The sequence below is a fragment of the Pseudomonas sp. B7 genome, from assembly GCF_016735645.1.
GTDB classification, from domain to species: domain Bacteria; phylum Pseudomonadota; class Gammaproteobacteria; order Pseudomonadales; family Pseudomonadaceae; genus Aquipseudomonas; species Aquipseudomonas glycinae.
This window is the reverse complement of the sequence record NZ_JAERRE010000001.1, coordinates 47,424-67,383: the sequence shown is the minus strand read 5'-3', so window position 1 is coordinate 67,383 and position 19,960 is coordinate 47,424. Positions and strand designations below refer to the sequence as shown.

General features: G+C 60.6%; 20 protein-coding genes. 7 read left to right on the top strand and 13 right to left on the bottom strand.

The window, feature by feature from the left end; translation table 11 throughout:
- Window positions 1-7: 7 nt before the first annotated feature.
- Window positions 8-610, bottom strand: a complete 603-nt coding sequence (gene mobA / locus JKA62_RS00295; protein ID WP_011335274.1) for a molybdenum cofactor guanylyltransferase MobA — start codon at window positions 608-610, stop codon at window positions 8-10.
- 81 nt (window positions 611-691) lie between these two features.
- On the opposite strand from mobA, the gene moaB reads away from it, so the two are divergent.
- Both moaB and JKA62_RS00285 read left to right on the top strand, forming a co-directional pair.
- Window positions 692-1,231: a molybdenum cofactor biosynthesis protein B gene (gene moaB / locus JKA62_RS00290; protein WP_011335273.1), complete on the top strand. Its 540-nt coding sequence runs from the start codon at window positions 692-694 to the stop codon at window positions 1,229-1,231.
- Window positions 1,215-2,441, top strand: a complete 1,227-nt coding sequence (locus tag JKA62_RS00285; protein ID WP_041475386.1) for a molybdopterin molybdotransferase MoeA — start codon at window positions 1,215-1,217, stop codon at window positions 2,439-2,441. Before moaB ends, JKA62_RS00285 begins: the two co-directional genes overlap by 17 nt.
- 56 nt (window positions 2,442-2,497) lie before the next feature.
- Here the strand turns inward: JKA62_RS00285 and JKA62_RS00280 are convergent, their stop codons facing one another.
- Window positions 2,498-2,806 (bottom strand): hypothetical protein, encoded by a 309-nt coding sequence (locus JKA62_RS00280; RefSeq protein ID WP_011335271.1) that lies wholly within the window; start codon window positions 2,804-2,806, stop codon window positions 2,498-2,500.
- 314 nt (window positions 2,807-3,120) lie between these two features.
- Here JKA62_RS00280 and yegS point away from each other — a divergent pair, with 314 nt between their 5' ends.
- The gene (gene yegS, locus JKA62_RS00275; protein WP_041475384.1) at window positions 3,121-4,038 is read left to right on the top strand and encodes a lipid kinase YegS; all 918 of its coding nucleotides are present in this window, start codon (window positions 3,121-3,123) and stop codon (window positions 4,036-4,038) included.
- Here the strand turns inward: yegS and JKA62_RS00270 are convergent.
- The 3 genes from JKA62_RS00270 to JKA62_RS00260 all read right to left on the bottom strand — a co-directional run bounded on the left by JKA62_RS00270 (window position 4,022) and on the right by JKA62_RS00260 (window position 6,523).
- Window positions 4,022-4,681 (bottom strand): response regulator, encoded by a 660-nt coding sequence (locus tag JKA62_RS00270; protein WP_007955750.1) that lies wholly within the window; start codon window positions 4,679-4,681, stop codon window positions 4,022-4,024. The two genes, yegS and JKA62_RS00270, sit on opposite strands and share 17 nt — an antisense overlap.
- Window positions 4,678-5,571, bottom strand: a complete 894-nt coding sequence (locus JKA62_RS00265) for a sensor histidine kinase (RefSeq protein WP_041475383.1) — start codon at window positions 5,569-5,571, stop codon at window positions 4,678-4,680. Before JKA62_RS00265 ends, JKA62_RS00270 begins: the two co-directional genes overlap by 4 nt.
- Before the next feature lie 481 nt (window positions 5,572-6,052).
- A complete protein-coding gene (locus JKA62_RS00260; RefSeq protein WP_011335268.1) occupies window positions 6,053-6,523 on the bottom strand; it encodes a hypothetical protein in 471 nt (156 codons plus the stop codon).
- Between the two features lie 452 nt (window positions 6,524-6,975).
- Between JKA62_RS00260 and JKA62_RS00255 the strand changes: the two genes are divergently transcribed.
- Both JKA62_RS00255 and JKA62_RS00250 read left to right on the top strand, forming a co-directional pair.
- A complete protein-coding gene (locus JKA62_RS00255) occupies window positions 6,976-7,911 on the top strand; it encodes a chemotaxis protein CheV (protein WP_003226705.1) in 936 nt (311 codons plus the stop codon).
- Window positions 7,912-8,001: 90 nt separating this feature from the next.
- Window positions 8,002-8,808, top strand: a complete 807-nt coding sequence (locus tag JKA62_RS00250) for an MOSC domain-containing protein (protein ID WP_011335267.1) — start codon at window positions 8,002-8,004, stop codon at window positions 8,806-8,808.
- A 71-nt stretch (window positions 8,809-8,879) separates the two neighbouring features.
- Here JKA62_RS00250 and ppnP read toward each other — a convergent pair whose 3' ends face one another.
- From ppnP to JKA62_RS00210, 8 genes are all read right to left on the bottom strand, one after another.
- Window positions 8,880-9,164: a pyrimidine/purine nucleoside phosphorylase gene (gene ppnP, locus JKA62_RS00245; protein WP_011335266.1), complete on the bottom strand. Its 285-nt coding sequence runs from the start codon at window positions 9,162-9,164 to the stop codon at window positions 8,880-8,882.
- A gap of 82 nt (window positions 9,165-9,246) precedes the next feature.
- Complete coding sequence (locus JKA62_RS00240) at window positions 9,247-9,789, bottom strand: exonuclease domain-containing protein (protein ID WP_011335265.1); 543 nt, start codon at window positions 9,787-9,789, stop codon at window positions 9,247-9,249.
- A 69-nt stretch (window positions 9,790-9,858) separates the two neighbouring features.
- Complete coding sequence (locus JKA62_RS00235) at window positions 9,859-11,820, bottom strand: acetyl/propionyl/methylcrotonyl-CoA carboxylase subunit alpha (RefSeq protein ID WP_011335264.1); 1,962 nt, start codon at window positions 11,818-11,820, stop codon at window positions 9,859-9,861.
- 117 nt (window positions 11,821-11,937) lie between these two features.
- A complete protein-coding gene (locus JKA62_RS00230; protein WP_011335263.1) occupies window positions 11,938-12,735 on the bottom strand; it encodes an enoyl-CoA hydratase/isomerase family protein in 798 nt (265 codons plus the stop codon).
- Window positions 12,732-13,889 (bottom strand): citronellyl-CoA dehydrogenase, encoded by a 1,158-nt coding sequence (gene atuD, locus JKA62_RS00225; RefSeq protein WP_007908685.1) that lies wholly within the window; start codon window positions 13,887-13,889, stop codon window positions 12,732-12,734. The genes JKA62_RS00230 and atuD overlap by 4 nt, the downstream gene beginning before the upstream one ends.
- A gap of 29 nt (window positions 13,890-13,918) precedes the next feature.
- Window positions 13,919-15,535 carry a geranyl-CoA carboxylase subunit beta gene (gene atuC / locus JKA62_RS00220; RefSeq protein WP_011335262.1) on the bottom strand — a complete coding sequence of 539 codons (1,617 nt, stop codon included), beginning with the start codon at window positions 15,533-15,535 and terminating at the stop codon, window positions 13,919-13,921.
- Between the two features lie 3 nt (window positions 15,536-15,538).
- Window positions 15,539-16,408 (bottom strand): SDR family oxidoreductase, encoded by an 870-nt coding sequence (locus tag JKA62_RS00215; RefSeq protein WP_011335261.1) that lies wholly within the window; start codon window positions 16,406-16,408, stop codon window positions 15,539-15,541.
- A gap of 12 nt (window positions 16,409-16,420) precedes the next feature.
- Window positions 16,421-18,211: an acyclic terpene utilization AtuA family protein gene (locus JKA62_RS00210; RefSeq protein WP_011335260.1), complete on the bottom strand. Its 1,791-nt coding sequence runs from the start codon at window positions 18,209-18,211 to the stop codon at window positions 16,421-16,423.
- 194 nt (window positions 18,212-18,405) lie between these two features.
- On the opposite strand from JKA62_RS00210, the gene JKA62_RS00205 reads away from it, so the two are divergent.
- A complete protein-coding gene (locus JKA62_RS00205) occupies window positions 18,406-19,029 on the top strand; it encodes a TetR/AcrR family transcriptional regulator (protein ID WP_041475382.1) in 624 nt (207 codons plus the stop codon).
- A 90-nt stretch (window positions 19,030-19,119) separates the two neighbouring features.
- Window positions 19,120-19,917 carry a substrate-binding periplasmic protein gene (locus tag JKA62_RS00200; RefSeq protein WP_080511040.1) on the top strand — a complete coding sequence of 266 codons (798 nt, stop codon included), beginning with the start codon at window positions 19,120-19,122 and terminating at the stop codon, window positions 19,915-19,917.
- Window positions 19,918-19,960 lie beyond the last annotated feature (43 nt).

The window sequence follows — 19,960 nt, the reverse complement described above, 5'->3', positions numbered from 1 at the left end:
AATGCTGTCAGTCTGACACAGTGTTGTGCGAACTCAACAGTTCAGGGGTGTTGAGATTGGCCAGGCGTGGATCGTTGTCAGGGCAAACCAGGGCCTGGGCATCAAGATTGCGCATCACCCGGCCGGGGCTGCGCTCTCCTGCGTTCCAGGCATTTTCGAATGCCGGCAGGAGTGCCACCGGGATCACGCAAAGCAGTGGTTCCCAGTGATCGTCATGTCGCAACATTAAAGGTTTTTCAGAATTCAGACCGGCCGCCTCCCGCATGTTGTGCAGCAGCGCAAGGTCGATGCGCGGGACATCGCAGGGCAGTACCAGCAGATGGGTGTGGCGCGCGGCTTTCAAGCCGGCACGAATACCGGCCAATGGTCCGGGAAAGTCCTCCTCGTCATCGCTAACCAATCGGTCGGCGAACGGCGCATAGCGTTCACGATTGCGGTTGCAGGAGATGATCAGGTCATCCGTCAACGGCCGAACCTTGCGATGCAGATGTACGATCAGTGGTTCACCGTGCCATTCCACAAGTCCCTTGTCCTGGCCACCCATTCGTTGTCCGCGTCCACCGGCCAGCAACAGAATGGAGCAGGGGGGTAATGGCGTGTTCGAAGTCATGGCAGCTCTCCGCAGGGGCGGCGAAAAAAGGGGGCGCTGTGATATAACACCAGGCTGTTTCTCATACAACTGGACGAGCCTATGAAAGCCAAGGCTGATGTACCTTTCGTGCCGCTCAATATCGCGGTGTTGACGGTCAGCGACACCCGCACCCTGGAAACCGACACCTCCGGCCAGGTCTTCGTCGACCGGCTGACAGCCGCGGGCCACCATCTGGCGCAGCGGGTGCTGCTCAAAGATGACCTGTACAAGATTCGTGCGCAAGTCGCCCACTGGATTGCCGAAGACGTCGTGCAAGTGGTGCTGATTACCGGCGGAACCGGTTTTACCGGTCGCGATAGCACCCCGGAAGCGGTCGCTTGCCTGCTGGACAAACAGGTCGACGGTTTTGGTGAGCTGTTTCGCCAGATCTCGGTGCCTGACATCGGCACCTCCTCCGTGCAATCCCGGGCTTTGGCGGGACTGGCCAATGGCACGCTGGTCTGCTGCCTGCCTGGCTCGACCAACGCAGTGCGCACCGGTTGGGATGGCATCCTCGCCGAGCAACTGGACTCACGCCACCGCCCGTGCAATTTCGTCACTCATTTGAAACAGGCGGCGCCTTGTGAATCCCGTGGGTAAGCCGGGCAAGACTGGCAGCCTGATGCCTGTCGAAGCAGCATTGACGCGGTTGCTGGAAATGGCCGAGGGCTCGCGGATTGTCGAGAGTGAGTTTTTGCCTCTAGCGCAGGTTCAGGGGCGGGTGCTGGCGCAGGATCTGGTTTCGACGCTGGATCTGCCGCCATGGCCGAACAGCGCCATGGACGGTTATGCCTTGAATCTGGCCGACTGGACCGGCGAGCCGTTGCCGGTCAGCCAGAAAGTCTTCGCCGGACAGGCACCGGAACCCTTGAAACCACGCACCTGTGCCCGGATCTTTACCGGCGCGCCGGTGCCAGCCGGTGCAGACTGTGTCGAGATGCAGGAAAACGTCGAGATTCATGCCGACGAGCGCGTGAGTTTCACCGAGACGATGGTGTCCGGGCAGAACATTCGTCCACAAGGCCAGGAAACGACTGTCGGTGAGTTGGTCTTGCCTGCCGGAACCCGGCTGGGTCCGATCGAGCAAGGGCTGGCTGCGTCGCTGGGATGCGCTGGGCTCGAGGTGGTTCGTCGGGTTCGTGTGGCAGTGCTGTCCACGGGGGACGAGCTGGTTGAGCCGGGCACGCCACTCGGGCCGGGACAGATCTACAACAGCAACCGGGTGTTGTTGTGCAGCTGGTTGCAGCGCCTCGGATGTGAAGTGGTGGATGCCGGCATTCTGCCTGATGACCTGTCCACCACTCGGGCGCGACTTGGGGAGTTGCAGGACGTAGACCTGATTCTGTCGACAGGTGGCGTGTCGGTCGGGGAAGCGGATTTCCTCGGAATCGCTTTGAGGGAAGAAGGCGAGCTGACACTCTGGAAACTGGCAATCAAACCCGGCAAGCCGCTGACGGTCGGGCATTTTCGTGGAGTTCCGGTGATTGGATTGCCGGGAAATCCTGCCTCGACACTGGTGACTTTTGCTTTGTTGACCCGACCTTATCTGTTGCGTCTCCAAGGCGTGCAGGATGTCGAGCCGCTGAAGTTTTCAGTTCCTGCAGGATTTGTCTGGCCTCAGGCCGGTAACCGCCGTGAATTTCTGCGTGGGCGCCTGGAGCAGGGACAAGCGATTATCTACCGTAACCAGAGTTCGGGTGTTTTGCGCAGCGCTGCCTGGGCTGAGGGGCTGGTGGAAGTGCGGGAAGGGCGAGTATTGGTCAAGGGAGACCAGGTGCTATTCATTCCACTCAGCGAGCTCCTCGGTTGATTGCAGGCATTTGAAAGGCAGGCACAGTCGCTAAACGATGCCTGCCTTTCAGCGGGTCAACGGCTGAGCAGTGTGACGAGTTGATCGAACCGGCTGTTGGCAATCCAGCCCAGCAGTCCGAGCACCATCGCTGTCGCACCTGCCGAGTAGGCAAGACGATGTTTGATGGCTTTGACGTCTCCTCTGACTTCGTCCATATCGCGTCGAATGTACTTGAGGTGAGTTTCCAGCTCGGTGACACGCGGTTCCATATCGTTTTCTCCAGTATTTCTGGCGCTGCATTTGAATTCGTCTTTAAGGCTGGCGCGACTTTCGGAGAGAGAGGCAACCGGACTCACGGATAATCTTGCTTCATGGCTTTGCATGGAAAAAACCGCCTGATGCGATGGGGTTCTGTCGGCAAATGCCGGAATGCAAATTATCGAAAGTCCTGAAACTGTATGCACTCATTACATGCACATCCTTGTGTAATTGAATTGAAGATTGCTGACGCTGCGACACGTTGTACCAATGAGCGGGCTTGGTCAATTGAGCCGATTCCTTACGTTCTGTACGAAAAATTACAGGCATGTAGGACAGGCAGAAGGAGCTTCAGGAATTAATCAGAACGTGTGCGACTTTTTTACCCGCGTTGAGGGTCAAGATGTTTCGTACTGATTCAATTCCGGGAGTAACCGCAATGAGTGAACGTAAGGCACTGTTGATTCTGCATGGCAAGCAGGCACTCAACGAGGCGGTTCGTGCCGCTGTCGAGAACAAGCGAAAGCAGGGTTGGAAACTGGCTGTGCGCCTGACCTGGGAGGCCGGTGATGCCCAGCGGCTGGTGGAGGAGGCACTGGCGGCGGGATACCGTCAGATCATCGCCGGTGGTGGGGATGGCACTCTGCGCGACATCGCCGAAGCGCTGGCGAAGCAACCGGGCAAGGCCAGTCTGGTGCTGTTGCCGCTGGGAACAGCCAACGACTTTTCCCGCGCGGCGGCTATTTCGCTGGAGCCGGCCGAAGCGCTCGAATTGCTTGAGGCGCCCGCCCATGACATTGATCTGGGTGAAGTCGGCGGGCAGATCTTCCTGAACATGGCCACCGGCGGATTCGGCAGCCAAGTAACAGCCAACACGTCGGAAGATCTGAAGAAAGTGCTGGGCGGTGCGGCCTATCTGTTCACCGGTTTATCGCGGTTCAGTGAGCTGCATGCTGCTTATGGTGAATTGCAGGGGCCGGATTTTCACTGGCGTGGCGAACTTCTGGCGCTGGGGATCGGCAATGGCCGTCAGGCCGGTGGCGGACATGTGTTGTGCCCGGAAGCGCTGGTGGACGACGGTCTTCTGGATATCAGCATCCTGCCGGCGCCACAGGAACTGGTCGGCACGCTGAAAAATCTGCTCAGTGACGGCTTCGGCATCGACAACATGTTTGTGCGCGCCCGTTTGCCATGGGTTGAAATCAAGGTCGCCGAAGGGCTTTACATCAATCTCGACGGCGAGCCACTGGAGGGCGAAAGTTTGCGGTTTGCGGCGCGCGCCGGGGCGTTGCGTGTGCATCTGCCGAAGGATTCGCCGCTGTTGAGCGCAACACACCGGATCAGTCATCCAGACTGATGATCTGTTCGCGCACGGCAAACAGCACCAGACCCGCCACATCGTAGATCTGCAGGCGTTTCATGATCTGCGAACGGTGGGTTTCGACCGTCTTGATGCTCAAGCCCAGGCCGTTGGCGATTTCCCGCGTGGACTTGCCGCGCACGATGAGGCGCAGGATTTCCAGTTGGCGTGCTGTCAGGTTGTGCGACTCGGCGACTTCCGGTTGCTGCTTCAGGTTACGGGTCAGCGCCTGGTTGATCACGGTATGGGCGATGGCTGGGCTCAAGTAGCGCTCGTTGTTGCGCAGCGCTTCGAGTGCATGTTCGAGCTCGGTGGCCGTGGTGTCCTTGAGCAGGTAGCCGTGAGCGCCGGACTCCAGCGCCTGCATGATCAGCGCGGGGTCGGTGTGCATCGACAGAATCAGCACTTTGGCGTGCGGGCGTACGCGTCTGAGTCGCTGCAGGGCTTCCAGACCGCCGGTTTCTTTCATGGAAATGTCCAGCAACACTATATCGGGAGACAGCAGCTCGACCATTTCGAGCAGCTGCGAGCCGTCATTGGCCTCGCCGATGACCGCATAACCGGGAATATCCAGCACCAGGGCGCGCACGCCGGCCCTGATCAGCGAGTGGTCATCCACCAGAAGTAAGTTACAAGTCAACGCATAACCTTATTCGTACTGGCCCGCTCGAGTGCACGGGGCGCCCAGGGGAATAGTGCTTCGATTTGAGTGCCTTTGCCCGGCTCGCTGGTCACGCTCAGTGTGCCGCCCAGTTGCTCGATCCGTTCGGCCATTCCGGCCATGCCTCGCTGTCCTTCGCGACCCGGATTCGCCGCCGGGGAAAAGCCCAGTCCATCATCGCTGATCAGCAGGGTCAGGCCCTGCGGTAAACGTTGCACGCGGATCAACAGGTTTTTGGCCTGCGCGTGGCGAAGGATGTTGGTCACCGCTTCCTGAGTGATGCGAAAGGCGGCGACGGCCATTTCTTCGGGGATTCCGTTCAGGCGCTGCTGGCAGTCAAGGCTCCAGTGCACCGAAGTATTGGTCAGTACCTTGAGCAGGTGCGCACGCAAGCTCGCTTCCAGACCAAGGCTGGTCAGTTGCCGCGGGTTGAGAATGGCCGAAACGTCGCGAACCTTGTTCAGGGTTTCTTCGAGAGTCTCGCAAAGGACCGAACAGTGTTCCTGCATATCCGCGGGCAAGCGACGCTTGAGCCATTCGCTTTGCAGCTTGGCGGCCGTCAGCAACTGGCCGATATCGTCATGCAGTTCACGGCTCAGGCGATGGCGCTCGTTTTCCTGGACTTCCAGCAAACGGTCGGCCAGTTCCTGAGGCTGGAACTTGATGGATTTGCGCGACAGGCGATGTTGTGTCCAGACGCAGCCCGCAGCCGCCACATTGATCAGCAGCAGGCCGAGCGGCAGCTGCGCTGACAATCCATAGGTCAACAGACTGCCCAGAGCCGAGCCTGTACACAGCAGAAGTGTGAACCTGCGGGCATTTTCTCGGGAGGGAGGCCATGTGGTGATTGACTTGAGGCTGGCGTACATAGCGGATGGAGCCAATGGATGTTCGCTGCGGGCAGACCGGTCAGAAGGGCTGGCGGTCTCTGTCTGGAAAACTGTCATTCAGGTTGTTGATTTCAAAATGGTTCAGTGATCGATAATTGAGCGCCAACTTCGGTGGGATCACTCATGGAAGTCACAATGCCATTAACTGAAACAACTAACGGTCGGCATAATACCACTTAACATACCGTTGGTCGCGTTTGGCCTATATGTCCAAAGAGTCAGGAAACAGGCCATGTTGGACGAAGGTTCCATAATGGAAAGTTGAAATACCTGATCCGATAATTATCGATGCGGTCGCAAGTTTTCTTTTACACAGGAAAACCCTGATATCAGCAGAGGGTAGTCTGCATTCAGTGAGCGTAATTATTTATTGGGGGGTGTCGCAGGCAGGCATGAACTATTCATTAGCGACATTCGACTGCGAAAGCTGACCGGCTCAAACGGCCCAAGGCGTGCCCGATTACGCTTGCCGTTCCGACCAGGCTACGAGGGTCAGGGACTTGCCAGTGTGCGGCAATTGAAAGTGGGTCTGGCCGACCTGGCAGGCAAAGGCTTCGATCAGCGACGCCTGCTCGCTTTCATCCAAGCCTAATTGGCCGGTACTTGGGTCAACCAGTTCCAGTTGCCAGGCCATCAGGGTGAAGCAGTCTTTGAGCGCTTCCAGGGCCTGCGCATGCAGATCCACATGATCCTGAACCTGGGTGAGCAGGCCATGCAGGTGCAGGGAAAATTCGGATATCGCCTCAAGTGCCAGGGCATCGGCCTTGTTTGCCAATTTGAGGAGAGTACTGAGCATGCAGTCAATCGCGTCCCTGTCATTGCTGATCAGCTGCAAGTGACTGAGGCATTCTTCAGACTTGGCCAGGAGCGTTTCAGCCTCGACGAGAAATTCGGGGAACCGCTGCGCCCAGTCACTACGGTCGTTCGGCATGCTTATCTCCACCACGTCATGTCTGATGAGGGAATGCCGTGTGTGTCGACGATCGTGAACCGTCGCGAGACCGCGCCCCGGTGTGCATTGGCACAGACCTGGGGTTTCAAGAGGATGTGTTTCCACTGAACTGCGATCGCACACAATAGCCTGACTCCGTTCATGCAATGAGAATGGCGTCACATTAATGGCTATTGGATATCGCGAACATCAGGTTGGGCCTGATTGTCACTAGGGGATTCCCTTAGGCACGGGAACCTGTGGCGCAAATCGGGGTCGCGCCGAAGAGAATGTAGCAGATGATTTCACCGAGCCAGTAAAGCATGATGTTAATGTGACATCAATGCTTGTGCATGGCATTTTGTTGGTGATTTGTGACGGGATCAAGATCCGCCAGATTCAGCCGATAACCCCCAATAGTGAATTCATCAGAACAAGCCCAGGAGTCATTGATGGCCGGCATTCTCGACACGGTAGACCAACGCACGCAACTGGTGGGTGAGAATCGCCTGGAAATTCTCATGTTTCGACTGGCCGGACGCCAATTGTTCGCGATCAACGTGTTCAAGGTTCAGGAAGTCCTGCAACTGCCGAAGCTGACCCTGATGCCCCAGCGTCACCCGTTTGTCTGCGGTGTGGTCAACCTGCGTGGCCAGACGCTGCCAGTGATCGACCTGTCCCAGGCGATCGGCATGCGCCCGCTGGTGCCGGGCCCGAACAGCACGATCATCGTCACCGAGTACAACCGTTCGGTGCAGGCGTTTCTCGTCGGTGGCGTGGACCGCATCGTCAACATGAACTGGGAAGCCATTCTGCCGCCGCCGACCAGTGCCGGTCGCCAGCATTACCTGACAGCCATCAGTAAGGTCGACGATCAACTGGTGGAAATCATCGACGTCGAGAAAGTCCTCGCCGAAATCGTGCCGTACAACGCCAAGGTCTCCCGCGACAAACTGGACGACCCGGTGCTGGAACGCGCCCGTGGCCGCGAAGTGTTGCTGGTGGACGACTCCAACGTGGCGCTCTCGCAATTGCGCGACACCCTCGGCCAGTTGGGCGTGAAGATGCACATCGCCAGCGACGGCCTGAAAGCCCTGAACATGCTCAAGGCCTGGGCGGACACCGGGGTGAACATGACCGACAAACTGCTGATGGTGTTCACCGACGCCGAAATGCCGGAGATGGACGGCTATCGCCTGACCACCGAAATCCGCAACGACCCGCGCCTGCGTGGCCTGTATGTGGTGCTGCACACTTCGCTGTCTGGCAGCTTCAACGATTCGATGGTGAAGAAGGTCGGGTGCGACAATTTCCTCTCCAAGTTCCAGCCGGACAAATTGGTCGACGTGGTGCGCCAGCGTTTGATGCTCGACGAAGTACCGGCCTGATCAACCTGTCGAGGCTGACCTCGCGTCAGCCTTTGATTCGCTGACAAAGCTCGTATAGGGTGGCGTTTTTGACCCACCAGGGAGCTGGCCATGCTGCGTCTGAGCGCGCTTTATCGTTACCCGTTGAAATCCGCCAAGGGCGAGGTCCTGCAAGGGATTGGCCTGGACAAACTGGGGCTTGAGGGCGACCGACGCTGGATGCTGGTGGACGAGGCCAGCGGACGGTTCCTGACCCAGCGTGCCGAAGCGAAAATGAGCCAGCTCTCGGCGCTATGGAATGCCACTGGCGGCCTGACGCTCAGCGCGCCGGGGCATTCGGCAATCGATGTCGCCTTGCCTGGCGGTGACGACGACCTGCGTGGCGTAACCATCTGGCGCGATACCTTGCGCGTACCGGATGCCGGTGAGGAGGCGGCCCGTTGGGTCAGCGATTTCATCGGCAAACCGACGCGCCTGGTGCAAGTGCCGCTTGAACGCGCTCGTACGACTCAGGCCGGGTACGGCAACGACGACGATCAAGTGGCGTTCGCCGACGGCTTTCCACTGTTGCTGATTGGTGAGGCATCACTGCAACACCTGTCGCAGGAAGTCGGGCGCCCTCTGGAAATGCTGCGGTTCCGGCCGAATCTGGTGATCGAAGGCAGTGATGCTTACGCCGAGGATGGCTGGAAGCGGATTCGGATCGGCGATGTCGAGTTCCGCGTGGTCAAGTCCTGCTCGCGGTGCATTCTCACCACGATCGATCCGCAGACCGGTGAGCGCAGCGCTGACCGCGAGCCGCTGGCAACCTTACAGAAGACCCGCGCCCAGGCCGACGGCGCGATGTTTGGCCAGAACCTGGTCAATGACAGCAATGGCCGGCTTGAAATCGGCATGCCGGTGGAAATCCTCGAATAACCGCTCCTGAAACGAAAAATGCCCGTGTCCTTGGACACGGGCATTTTTCATGACCGCAGGAAACCGGGGTTTCAGCCGCGGTATTCGCACAGGTAGGCGGTGTCGACGGCGACTTTCAGCTGGAACTTGCTGTTGGCTGGCACGTTGAACTGGCTACCGGCAGCGAAAGTTTCCCAGTCGCTGCTGTCCGGCAGTTTGACGGTCAGTGCGCCCGAAACCACGTGCATGATTTCACGCTGGCTGGTGCCGAATTCGTATTCGCCCGCGGCCATGACGCCGATGGTCGCAGGGCCTTCAGCAGTGCCAAAAGCGATCGACTTGACGGTGCCGTCGAAGTACTCGTTGACTTTAAACATGGGCGATTCCTCTCGAAAAGGGCTTAAAAGGGTCAAAAAGGGGCGGCCAGTATGCACAAGGCTTCTGGCGCCGTCACCTGCGCTAGAGCGGCAGCACCAACGGCAATAATCGGGCGGTATTGCGCGCATCCTCCAGCGCTCGATGCTGCTGGCCGGTGAACTGCATGCCCGCCAGTTGCAACGCGCCATTGAGGCCCAGCGGCCGTTCGAGGCGTCGGGCCTTGGCAAAGCGCTGTTTCAGATTCATGTGCGGCACCCGGCTCAGGGCGCTGTCGAGTTGCAGTCGCTGCCATTCCTGAAGCAACTGCTTGCGATCGTAATCGCCCCAGCTGGCCCAGCCTTCAAGGCGTGTCTGGTGCTGACCGAGCCAGCGTTCGAACGCCGGCCACACTTCACTCAACGGCTGCGCCGCGTCGATGTTGGCCTGGGTGATGTGCGTGAGTTCGCGGCAAAACGGCGTCAACAAGGGGCGCCGCGTCGGTTTGACGAAGCGCTGAAAGTGATCCTGCTCGCGACCCGCGCGATCCACCAGGGTCGCGCCGATCTCGATGATCTCCATTTCCGTAACCGGCCAGCCACCCTCATCGGTGGTGGCTTCCAGATCTATGACCAGCCAATGGGGCATCGCAGGGTTCCTGATTTCCGCGTCCTGATTATTCAGAGCGTAGTCAAACCTTGCGAATGCGCGCGGCGACTACTCGACCTGCAACAGAACCTGACGATTTTTCACCTGATCGCCGACCTTGACCTGCACCCGCTTGAGCACGCCGTCGATGCCGGCCTTGAGCGGGTGCTCCATTTTCATCGCCTCCAGCACCACCAGCAACTGGCCCTTGCTGACCGGGCTGCCTTCGCTGACGAGCACATCGATGATGGCGCCATCCATCGGGGCTTTCAACGTGCCGGAACTGACGCTGGTCTGACTGTCGATCACCGCATGAGTTCGATCCACCAGGTGCAGGCTGCCGGGATGGGTGAACAGCCAGAGCTGCTCGTCGCACAGGCGATAAGCGCGGCGCTGGCGCAGGCCATCGACCTCCAGCGTCACGGCCCCGGCGGTGTGCTCGATCAGTTTGAGTTCGATAACGCGCTCCACAACCTGAACTTCGAAAGCGTTGTCCGGGCTGGCGCGCAGTTGCACGTTCCAGTCGCGGGCGTCGAGACCGATGCGATAGAGCAACGGCGCACCGGCGTTGTTGCGCCATCCGGACAACGTGGCGCGGTGTTGCTGTGCGGCGGATCGGTAAAACAGCAGCGCCGCGATGGCCAGCTCTTCGTTACTGGGCGAATAGGCGTGCAGGCAATCGTGATCGGCGAAATGTTGAGGGATGAAGCCAGTACCGAACTCGCCGCTGATGAATTGCGGATGCTGCAACAGGCTGGCGAGCAACCGCTGATTGCTTTGCACGCCAAGCAACACGCTGTCCTGAACTGCGCACAGCAGTTTGCGCCGGGCCTCTTCACGGGTTGCGCCATGAGCAATCAGTTTGCCGAGCATCGGGTCGTAGAACGGTGAGATCGACTGCCCTTCGATCAGCCCGTGATCAATCCGTGAACCGCGATCCAGTGCCGGCGCCCAGGCTTCGACACGCCCGGTCTGTGGAAGAAAACCCTGGGTCGGATCTTCGGCGTAGAGGCGCACTTCCATCGCGTGGCCATCGAGTTTCACCTGTGCCTGGGTCAGCGGCAGCGGCTGACCTTCGGCGACCGACAGTTGCCATGCCACCAGGTCCAGCCCGGTAATCAGTTCAGTCACCGGGTGTTCGACCTGCAACCGGGTGTTCATCTCCAGAAAGTAGAACCGGCCATCAGTGTCGAGCAGGAATTCTACAGTGCCGGCACCGACATAGTTCACCGCACGCCCGGCCTTGAGTGCCGCTTCGCCCATCGCCTGGCGCAGTTCTTCGGTCATCACCGGGCAGGGCGCTTCTTCAATGACTTTCTGATGGCGGCGCTGAATCGAACAGTCGCGCTCACCGAGGTAGATCAGCTGGCCGTGGTGATCGCCGAACAGCTGAACTTCGACATGGCGCGGCTCGATCAGCGCCTGTTCGAGGATCAGTTCATCGCTGCCGAATCCGTTCAAGGCTTCGGAGCGCGCCGTGCGCAATTGCGCCGGCAATTCTTCGGCGCTGTGCACCAGCCGCATGCCGCGTCCGCCACCGCCGGCGCTGGCCTTGATCATCAATGGATAACCGATGCGTTCAGCTTCGCGTGTCAGGGTTGCGTCGTCCTGCTCGGCACCTTGATAGCCGGCGATACATGGCACACCGGCGGCGAGCATGGCGATTTTCGATTGGCGTTTGCTGCCCATCAGTTCGATGGCTTCGACGCTGGGGCCGATGAAGGTCAGGCCGGCCTGTTTGCAGGCGCGGGCGAATTCGGCATTTTCCGAGAGAAAACCGTAGCCCGGATGGATGGCGTCGGCGCCGCTGCGGCGGGCGGCGTCGAGAATGGCCGGGATGTTCAGGTAGGACTGTTGCACGGGTGCCGGACCGATGTTCACGGCCTCGTCCGCCATTTCGACATGCAGTGCGTCAGCGTCGGCATCGCTGAAAACGGCGACGGTGCGATAACCGAGGGCCTGGGCGGTGCGCTGGATGCGGCAGGCGATTTCACCGCGGTTGGCGATCAGGATTTTATGGATGACGGGCATGGTGGTTTTTCCTGAATGTTGGCGGTGGATTGAAGGGCCTCATCGCGGGCAAGCCCGCTCCCACAGGATTCAGTGGTGCTCACAAAAACTGTGGGAGCGGGCTTGCCCGCGATGCTTCTAAGGGGCCCACCTCGGTTTGCGCTTTTGCACAAACGCCATCGTGCCTTCGATGCCTTCGGCACCGGTCACCGCTTCGCTGAACCACTGCGCGGCTTCGTCCAGCAGTTCACTCGACGGCTGGCCGGCGCTGGCCAGCAGCAGTTTTTTCGTCACGGCATTCGCTTCGGGGGCGCAGCAGAGGACATGGTCGAGCACTTCATCCAGTCGCTCGGCGAGCGCCTGTGGATCCTGCTCGACAAAATGCACCAGCCCCAGACGCCGGGCCTGATGGCCGTCGAAACGGGCGGCGGTCAGGGCCAGGCGTCGGGTCTCGGTCAGGCCGATGCGCTGCACCACAAACGGCGCGATCTGCGCCGGTAGCAGGCCGAGACTGGTCTCCGGCAAACCGAATTGCGCCTGATGATCGGCGATGGCGATATCGCTGACACAGGCCAGCCCGAAGCCGCCCCCGAGCACCGCGCCCTGCAACACCGTGATCAGCACTTGCGGCGTGTGCTGCGCTTCTTCCAGCAACAACCCGAACGCTCGGTTCAATTCGCGATAGGCATCGCTGCCCTGGGCGCGGGCGTTGGCCATGTCCTTGATGTCGCCGCCGGCACAGAAATGCCCGCCGGCACCGCTGAGCACCAGTGCGCGAACGCTGCGATCATCGCGCACGCTGGCCAGCACGGCGCGCAACTCGGCGACCATTTGCAGGCTCATGGCGTTGCGGCTTTCCGGGCGATTGAGGGTGATGTGCAACACGCCGTTGTGCCGTTCCAGCAGCAGCGTCTGGCAATCGGGCAGGGCGCTCATTTCTTTTTCCCCGGCAGAATGCCCATCAGTTTGCAGATGATCCCCAGCATGATTTCATCGGCGCCGCCGCCAATCGATACCAGCCGCACGTCGCGGTAGGCGCGGGCCACCGGGTTGTCCCACATGAAGCCCATGCCGCCCCAGTATTGCAGGCAACTGTCGCTGACTTCCCGACCGAGACGTCCGGCCTTGAGCTTGGCCATCGACGCCAGTCGGGTGACGTCCTGGCCTTTGACGTATTGCTCGGTGGCCTGATAGACCAGCGCCCGCAGGCATTCGATTTCGGTCTGCAACTCGGCGAGGCGGAAGTGAATCACCTGATTGTCGATCAGCGCGTTGCCGAAGGTCTTGCGCTCCTTGCAGTACTCGATGGTGCTGTCGACGCAGTATTCCAGGCCCTTGATCATGTTGGCCGCACCGAACAGGCGTTCCTCCTGGAACTGCAGCATCTGCATCATGAACCCGGCGCCTTCGTGGCCGATGCGATTGCGCTGGGGCACGCGCACGTTGTCGAAAAACACCTGGGCGGTTTCCGAGCTGCGCATGCCGAGCTTGTCCAGGTGCGAACTGAGGCTGATACCCGGCGTGTTCATCGGCACCATGATCAGCGATTTGTTGATGTGCGGCTTGTCGTCCGAGGTGTTGGCCAGCAGGCAGATGAAGTCGGCGCTCGGCGAGTTGGTGATCCACATCTTGCTGCCGTTGATCACATAGTCGTCGCCATCCTTGCGCGCGGTGGTCTTGAGCCCGGCGACATCGGAGCCGGCGCCGACTTCCGAGACACCGATGCAGCCGACCTGCTCGCCAGTGATGGCTGGGCGCAGAAACTCTTCGCGCAACTCATCGGAACCGAAGCGGGCGAGGGCCGGAGTGCACATGTCGGTCTGCACGCCGATCGACATCGGAATGCCGCCGCAGTGGATGGTGCCGAACTCTTCGGCCGCGACGATCGAATAGCTGTAATCCAGACCCATGCCGCCGAATTTTTCCGGCTTGGAAATCCCCAGCAGACCGAGGTCGCCGGCCTTGCGGAAAATCTCGTGGATCGGAAAGCGCCCGGCCTTTTCCCATTCATCGACATGGGGGTTGATCTCGTGCTCGACGAACTGGCGGACGGTGCGGCGCAGAGCTTCGTGTTCCGGGGTGAAGATCATTGTTGTTGTTCTCCTTTGATCCGAGGCGATCAGAACCGGCTGACGCCGAAGCTGTTGGGTTGCAGCCTGCGTACGTCGGCTTCGTGGCAGATGTCCAGCAGGTAGCCGAGCAGGGTGCGGGTGTCGCGCGGATCGATCAGCCCGTCATCCCACAGGTTGGCGCTGCCGTAGAGGGCGGTGGACTGGCTGTCGAGTTTCTGCGCGGTGACCTGCTCCAGCATGTCGAGCATTTTCGGGTCGGGCACCAGGCCGTCCTTGAGCTGTTTGGCTTCGGTGACGATGCGCAACACCTTGCCGGCCTGGGCGCCACCCATCACGGCGGTGCGGCTGTTGGGCCAGGCGAAGATGAAACGCGGATCAAGCCCGCGTCCGCACATCGCGTAGTTGCCCGCGCCGTAGGAGCCGCCGACCACTATCGTCAGTTTCGGCACCCGCGCATTGGCCACGGCCTGGATCAATTTCGAGCCATGCTTGATCACGCCGTGCTGTTCCGATTCGGTGCCGACCATGAACCCGGTGGTGTTGTGGAAAAACAGCAGCGGCGTCTGGCTCTGGTCGCACAGTTGAATGAACTGCGCCGCCTTGCTCGCGCCGTTGGGCGTGATCGGGCCGTTGTTGCCGATGAAACCGCAGGCGCGGCCCTGAATTTTCAGGTGGCCACAAACGGTCTGCTGATCGAACTCGCCTTTGAATTCCAGGAAGCGTGATTCATCGGCGATCCGCGCAATGATTTCGCGCACGTCGTAGGGTTTTTTCGGGTCGTCCGGGATCAGCCCGAGGAGTTCGTCGATGGGGTACAGCGGCTCCTTGAATTGTGGTTCGGGCAGCCACGGCAGTTGCTCGTTCCAGTTCAGCAGGCTGACGATTTCCCGTACCTGACGCACGCCGTCGGCATCGTTTTCGGCCAGGTATTCCGCGGTGCCGGCGACTTGCGCGTGCATCTCGGCACCGCCCAGTTCTTCGTCGGTGGCGACTTCACCGGTCGCTGCTTTAAGCAACGGCGGGCCGGCAAGAAACAGCTTGGCCTTGCCGCGCACCACCACCACGTAATCCGACAGCCCCGGCTGATACGCTCCGCCAGCCGTAGCCGAGCCGTGCACTACGGTGATCTGCGGCAAACCCATGGCTGACATCCGCGCCTGATTGGCAAAACTGCGCGCGCCTTCGACGAAAATCTCCGCCGCGTAATTGAGGTTGGCGCCACCGCTTTCGGCGAGAGTGATGACCGGCAGTTTGTTTTCCTGGGCGATCTGTTGCAGGCGCAGGGATTTTTTCAGGCCCGACGGGGAAATCGTCCCGCCCTTGATCGCGCTGTTGTTCGCCACGATCAAGGCGCGCACGCCGGACACATAGCCAATGCCGGCGATCAAGCCGCCACCGGCCGAGCTGCCGTCCTTGTCGTCGTGGAGCTTGTAGCCGGCCAGGCTCGCCAGTTCGAGGAATGGCGCGCCGGGGTCGAGCAACAGATTCAGACGTTCACGGGGCAACAATTGTCCGCGTTTGTCGAATTTGGGTTTGGCTTCGGCGGCCTTGTGCAGCAGGTTCTGTTCCAGCTGCTGGACTTGCTCGATGGCGGCGAGCATCGCTGCGCGATTGCGGGCGAAGGCTTCGCTGTGCGGGTCGAGTTGGGACTGGATCTGCGGCATGGCTTACTCCTTGTCCTTCAAAACGTCTGGCATGTAGGCCCGGTGAAAACCGTTGAAGGATTCGCTGTGGGTCGCCTTGTGCAACGGCCATGCGCGGTTGCCCAGGCTGGCCGCGCCGTCGATGCGCAAGGTGCTGCCGCTGATGAACGCGGCAGCCGGGCTGAGCAGAAACACGATCGCCGCGCTGACCTCTGATTCGGTGCCGATACGCTTGAGCGGCACGTGTTCGCGCAGGGTCGGGATCACGGCTTTGAACGCACCTTCATAGGTGTCCATGCCGCTGGACGCGATCCAGCCCGGCGCCACCGCATTCACCCGAACCCCGGCATAACCCCATTCGAATGCCGCTGTTTTGGTGAAGTTGTCCATGCCCGACCGTGCGGCGCCGGAGTGGCCCATGCCGGGCATGCCGCCCCACATGTCGGCGAGCATGTTGACGATGTTGCCGCCGTGTTTGCTCATCGATTGATTGAACACTTCCCGGGCCATCAGGAAGCCGCCGACCAGATTGGTGCGCAGTACGGTTTCGAAGCCTTTCTGATTGATCGAGGCCAGGGGCGACGGGTACTGCCCGCCGGCATTGTTGACCAGTCCGTGGATCGGCCCGTGTTCACGGATCAGTTCGCTGACCAGCGCCTTCACCGCTTCTTCGTCACGGATATCGCAGGCCTGCCAGTGCGCCCGACCGCCGTCCTCGGCAATTTCGGCGGCGACGGTTTGCAGCTTTTCCGGTTTGCGCCCGACCAGCACCACGTTGGCCCCCAGCGCCGCCAGTTCATGGGCGGTGCAACGCCCGATGCCACTGCCGCCCCCGGTGACGATGACGGTCTGACCGCTGAACAGATCAGCCCTGAAAATCGATTCGAACGCCATGCTGCCAATCCTCTAGTCGAACTGTTCGGCGATGCTTTGCGGCACCGGGATCTGGATTTCCAGTAATTGCTGGGCGAAAGCCTTGCCTTGCGGGTCGATGCGCAGGCTCGCCACGCCGCCGCCACCAAGGGCGTTTTCCAGCAGGAAGTTGAGGCTGTGGGTGCCGGGCAGATACCAGCGTTCGACCCGGCCGTGAATCGGGTCGAGGACATGGTTCATCCAATCGACGACCACCGCCGGGGTCAGCGCTTCGACGATCCACGGTAGGTATTCCGGACGACGCGGCAGGACGCCGATGTTGCTGTGATTGCCCTTGTCGCCGGAACGCGCCACGGCCAGTTTCACCAGCGGCACACTCGCGTCGGCGCGGCCCTGGGGTTTAGGCGTTTCGTGGGGCAGGGGCAGATCCTGACTGTCGAGGGTGGCGGGGGCGGGCAGGGTGAACGGGTGAGATTCGCCGGCGATGTCGATCTGCAAGGTGCAGGCGCTTTTGTCGATCAGGAACGAGAACAGCCGGATCAGCGGATACACCGTCGGCCGCCCGCCGACGATGCCGGTCAGGCCCGGCGCCATGCCGGTGGCGGCCTGGGCTATCTCGCGGGAGAACAAGATCAGCGCCTGTTTGTTCGGGTGGCGCACGGCGAGTTTGATCACCACTTCGCGGCTGTCCCGGCGCTGGCCGTGAGGGCCGTAGGTGGCTTCGCTGCCGAGCAGTTCGACATCGGTTTCGGTGTACGGTCCCAAGCCTTTTTGTTCGAGCATTTCCGAAGTCTTGTCGAGGATCGCCCGACTGACGCGCCGGGCTTTTTCCACGGCATCGATGCCGGCGATCAGGCAACTGGCGGTGCAGCGGAAACCATCCGGATACGTGGCGCTGACCTTGTATTGGTCGCTGGGCGGCAAGCCTTTGGCGCCGTGGACCCGGACGGCGTTTTTGCCTTGTTGCTGGAGTTTGACCTGGCTGAAATCGCAGACCACATCGGGCAACAGATAGGCCTGCGGATCACCGATTTCGTAGAGCATCTGCTCGCCGACGGTCAGCGGCGTGACCAGCCCGCCGGAGCCTTCGGGTTTGCTGACGATGAACTGGCCGTCGGCGTTGACTTCGACGATCGGAAAGCCGATGTGCTCGTAATCCGGCACGTCGCGCCAGTCGGTGAAATTACCGCCGGTGCATTGCGCGCCACATTCGATGATGTGCCCGGCCAGGGCGGCTTGCGCGAGTTTGTCGTAGTCATGCCACGACCAGCCGAATTCATGCACCAGCGCGGCGCTGACCACCGCGCTGTCGACCACCCGGCCGGTGATCACGATGTCGGCACCCAGGCGCAGGGCTTCGACGATGCCCGGCGCGCCGAGGTAGGCGTTGGTCGACACGCACATCGGCGGCAGCGGGGCGCCGCTGAACATTTCCGTAATGCCTTGGGAGGCGAGGTGTTTGAACTGGGGTTGCAGGTCATCGCCCGACAGCACGGCGATTTTCAGTGCTACGCCAGCCTTGTCGCAGGCCGCTTGCAGGGCGGCCGCGCAGGCCTTGGGATTGACCCCGCCGGCATTGCTGATGACGCGAATGTTCTGTTCGGCCAATAGCGGCAGCAGGGGCGTGAGGACTTCGATGAAGTCGGCGGCAAATCCGGCCTGCGGATCCTTCATGCGCGCGCCTGCCATGATCGACATGGTTATTTCGGCCAGGTAGTCGAAGACCAGATAATCCAGCTGTCCCCCGGCCACGAGCTGCGCAGCGGCGGTCGAAGTGTCTCCCCAGAATGCGCTGGCGCATCCGATGCGAACCGTGGTGGGCATTTTGATCTCCGACTCAGCAACCTGTGACAGAAGTGCATCGAGGCTACCAAGCAAGCGCTTGGTTTGTAAACACCTGAAGTTTTCTTCTGCCCAAGCGCTTGCTTGGTCGCGGGTGGCGGCTTAAATTGCCCGCGCAACCCCGCCGTTTCTGCGGCGTACGGCACACTTGAATGATCGACTGTAGGAGACAATGGGTGGATGAGCAAAAAGCCCTGAGGGTCATGCGTGAACTGGTCGATGCCGGCCAGCTGACCGATCCGGACAGCGCTCGCGGCAAACTGCTGCAAGTGGCGGCCCACCTGTTTCGCAACAAGGGCTACGAGCGCACCACGGTGCGCGATCTGGCCGGTGCCGTGGGGATTCAGTCCGGCAGCATCTTTCATCACTTCAAGAGCAAGGATGAAATCCTGCGCGCAGTGATGGAGGAAACCATCCGCTACAACACCGCGCTGATGCGCGCAGCCCTTGCCGAAGCCGCCGATGTGCGTGAGCGGGTGCTGGCGCTGATCCGCTGCGAATTGCAGTCGATCATGGGCGGCAGCGGCGAAGCGATGGCGGTGTTGGTGTATGAGTGGCGCTCGCTGTCCGAAGATGGCCAGGCCAAAGTGCTGGCGCTGCGAGACATTTATGAAGACCTCTGGCTGCAAGTGCTGGGCGAGGCCAAGGAGGCGGGGTTCATCCGTGGCGACGTGTTCATTACCCGACGTTTTCTCACGGGGGCGCTGTCCTGGACCACCACCTGGTTCCGTGCCGGCGGCAGTCTGAGCCTGGATCAACTGGCCGAAGAGGCGCTGATTCTGGTGCTCGAAGAGCGCTAGGCGCTTTCTATCGGGCCGGGAAACTGGCTAACTTGGCGAAACCGCCTAGCTTGAATGCATGATCGGTACTTTTTCGGGGAGTGGGGTGTTTTGAAGTCTTCGCCAATTCGGATGGCCGCCGGGCTGATGCTCGCAGCGCTGGCTGCATTATGGGTATTGCCCGCTCCGGCGGCGCAAGTGGTTCGGGTGGGCGCGGCGCATTTTCCGCCCTACACCATTCGCCCGGAAAACGGCGCCGACACCGGCCTGCTGCCGGAACTGGTCGCGGCTTTGAACAGCGCCCAGAGCGACTATCGTTTCGAACTGGTGCCCACCTCGATCCCTCGCCGGTTCGGTGATTTCAAGGATGGCCGCACCGACATGGCAATCTTCGAAAATCCGGAGTGGGGCTGGAAGGACATCCCCCACACCACCGTCGACATGGGTCTTGAGGACGCGGAGATTTTCGTCGCGCAGAACAAACCCGGACGCCAGCAGAATTACTTCGCCGATCTCAAGGGCAAACGGCTGGCGCTGTACAGCGGTTATCACTATGAATTCGCCAATTTCAACGCCGATCCCAAGTACCTCGCAGAAACCTACAGCGCCACGCTGACCTATTCCCACGACAGCAACCTGCTGATGGTCTTGCGCGGGCGCGCGGACATTGCCTTGGTGACTCGCTCGTATCTGTTCGATTACTTGCTGCGCAACGAAAAGGTGCGTGACGAGTTGCTGGTGTCCCAGCGTATCGACCAGATCTACCACCACTATGCGATTCTCAGTCCGAAGGCGCCGATCACCGGCGAAGCGTTCGGCAGGCTGCTGCAAGGCCTGCGCGACAACGGGCAGATGCTGAAGATCTTCGATCCGTACAAGATTGCGGTGGTGCCGGTAGCGCATCAATGACCGGCGGTTTTGGCCGAACGGCCTAAATTTCCCGCCCCGGCTC

Coding starts and splice junctions, on each gene's coding strand:
- JKA62_RS00255 (WP_003226705.1), top strand. CDS start 6,976: ATGGCCGGCATTCTCGACACGGTAGACCAACGCACGCAACTGGTGGGT.
- JKA62_RS00265 (WP_041475383.1), bottom strand. CDS start 5,571: ATGTACGCCAGCCTCAAGTCAATCACCACATGGCCTCCCTCCCGAGAA.
- JKA62_RS00280 (WP_011335271.1), bottom strand. CDS start 2,806: ATGCAAAGCCATGAAGCAAGATTATCCGTGAGTCCGGTTGCCTCTCTC.
- ppnP (WP_011335266.1), bottom strand. CDS start 9,164: ATGTTTAAAGTCAACGAGTACTTCGACGGCACCGTCAAGTCGATCGCT.
- JKA62_RS00235 (WP_011335264.1), bottom strand. CDS start 11,820: ATGCCCGTCATCCATAAAATCCTGATCGCCAACCGCGGTGAAATCGCC.
- JKA62_RS00215 (WP_011335261.1), bottom strand. CDS start 16,408: ATGGCGTTCGAATCGATTTTCAGGGCTGATCTGTTCAGCGGTCAGACC.
- JKA62_RS00230 (WP_011335263.1), bottom strand. CDS start 12,735: ATGAGCGCCCTGCCCGATTGCCAGACGCTGCTGCTGGAACGGCACAAC.
- moaB (WP_011335273.1), top strand. CDS start 692: ATGAAAGCCAAGGCTGATGTACCTTTCGTGCCGCTCAATATCGCGGTG.
- JKA62_RS00210 (WP_011335260.1), bottom strand. CDS start 18,211: ATGCCCACCACGGTTCGCATCGGATGCGCCAGCGCATTCTGGGGAGAC.
- atuD (WP_007908685.1), bottom strand. CDS start 13,889: ATGATCTTCACCCCGGAACACGAAGCTCTGCGCCGCACCGTCCGCCAG.
- mobA (WP_011335274.1), bottom strand. CDS start 610: ATGACTTCGAACACGCCATTACCCCCCTGCTCCATTCTGTTGCTGGCC.
- JKA62_RS00250 (WP_011335267.1), top strand. CDS start 8,002: ATGCTGCGTCTGAGCGCGCTTTATCGTTACCCGTTGAAATCCGCCAAG.
- JKA62_RS00240 (WP_011335265.1), bottom strand. CDS start 9,789: ATGCCCCATTGGCTGGTCATAGATCTGGAAGCCACCACCGATGAGGGT.
- yegS (WP_041475384.1), top strand. CDS start 3,121: ATGAGTGAACGTAAGGCACTGTTGATTCTGCATGGCAAGCAGGCACTC.
- JKA62_RS00260 (WP_011335268.1), bottom strand. CDS start 6,523: ATGCCGAACGACCGTAGTGACTGGGCGCAGCGGTTCCCCGAATTTCTC.
- atuC (WP_011335262.1), bottom strand. CDS start 15,535: ATGCCGCAGATCCAGTCCCAACTCGACCCGCACAGCGAAGCCTTCGCC.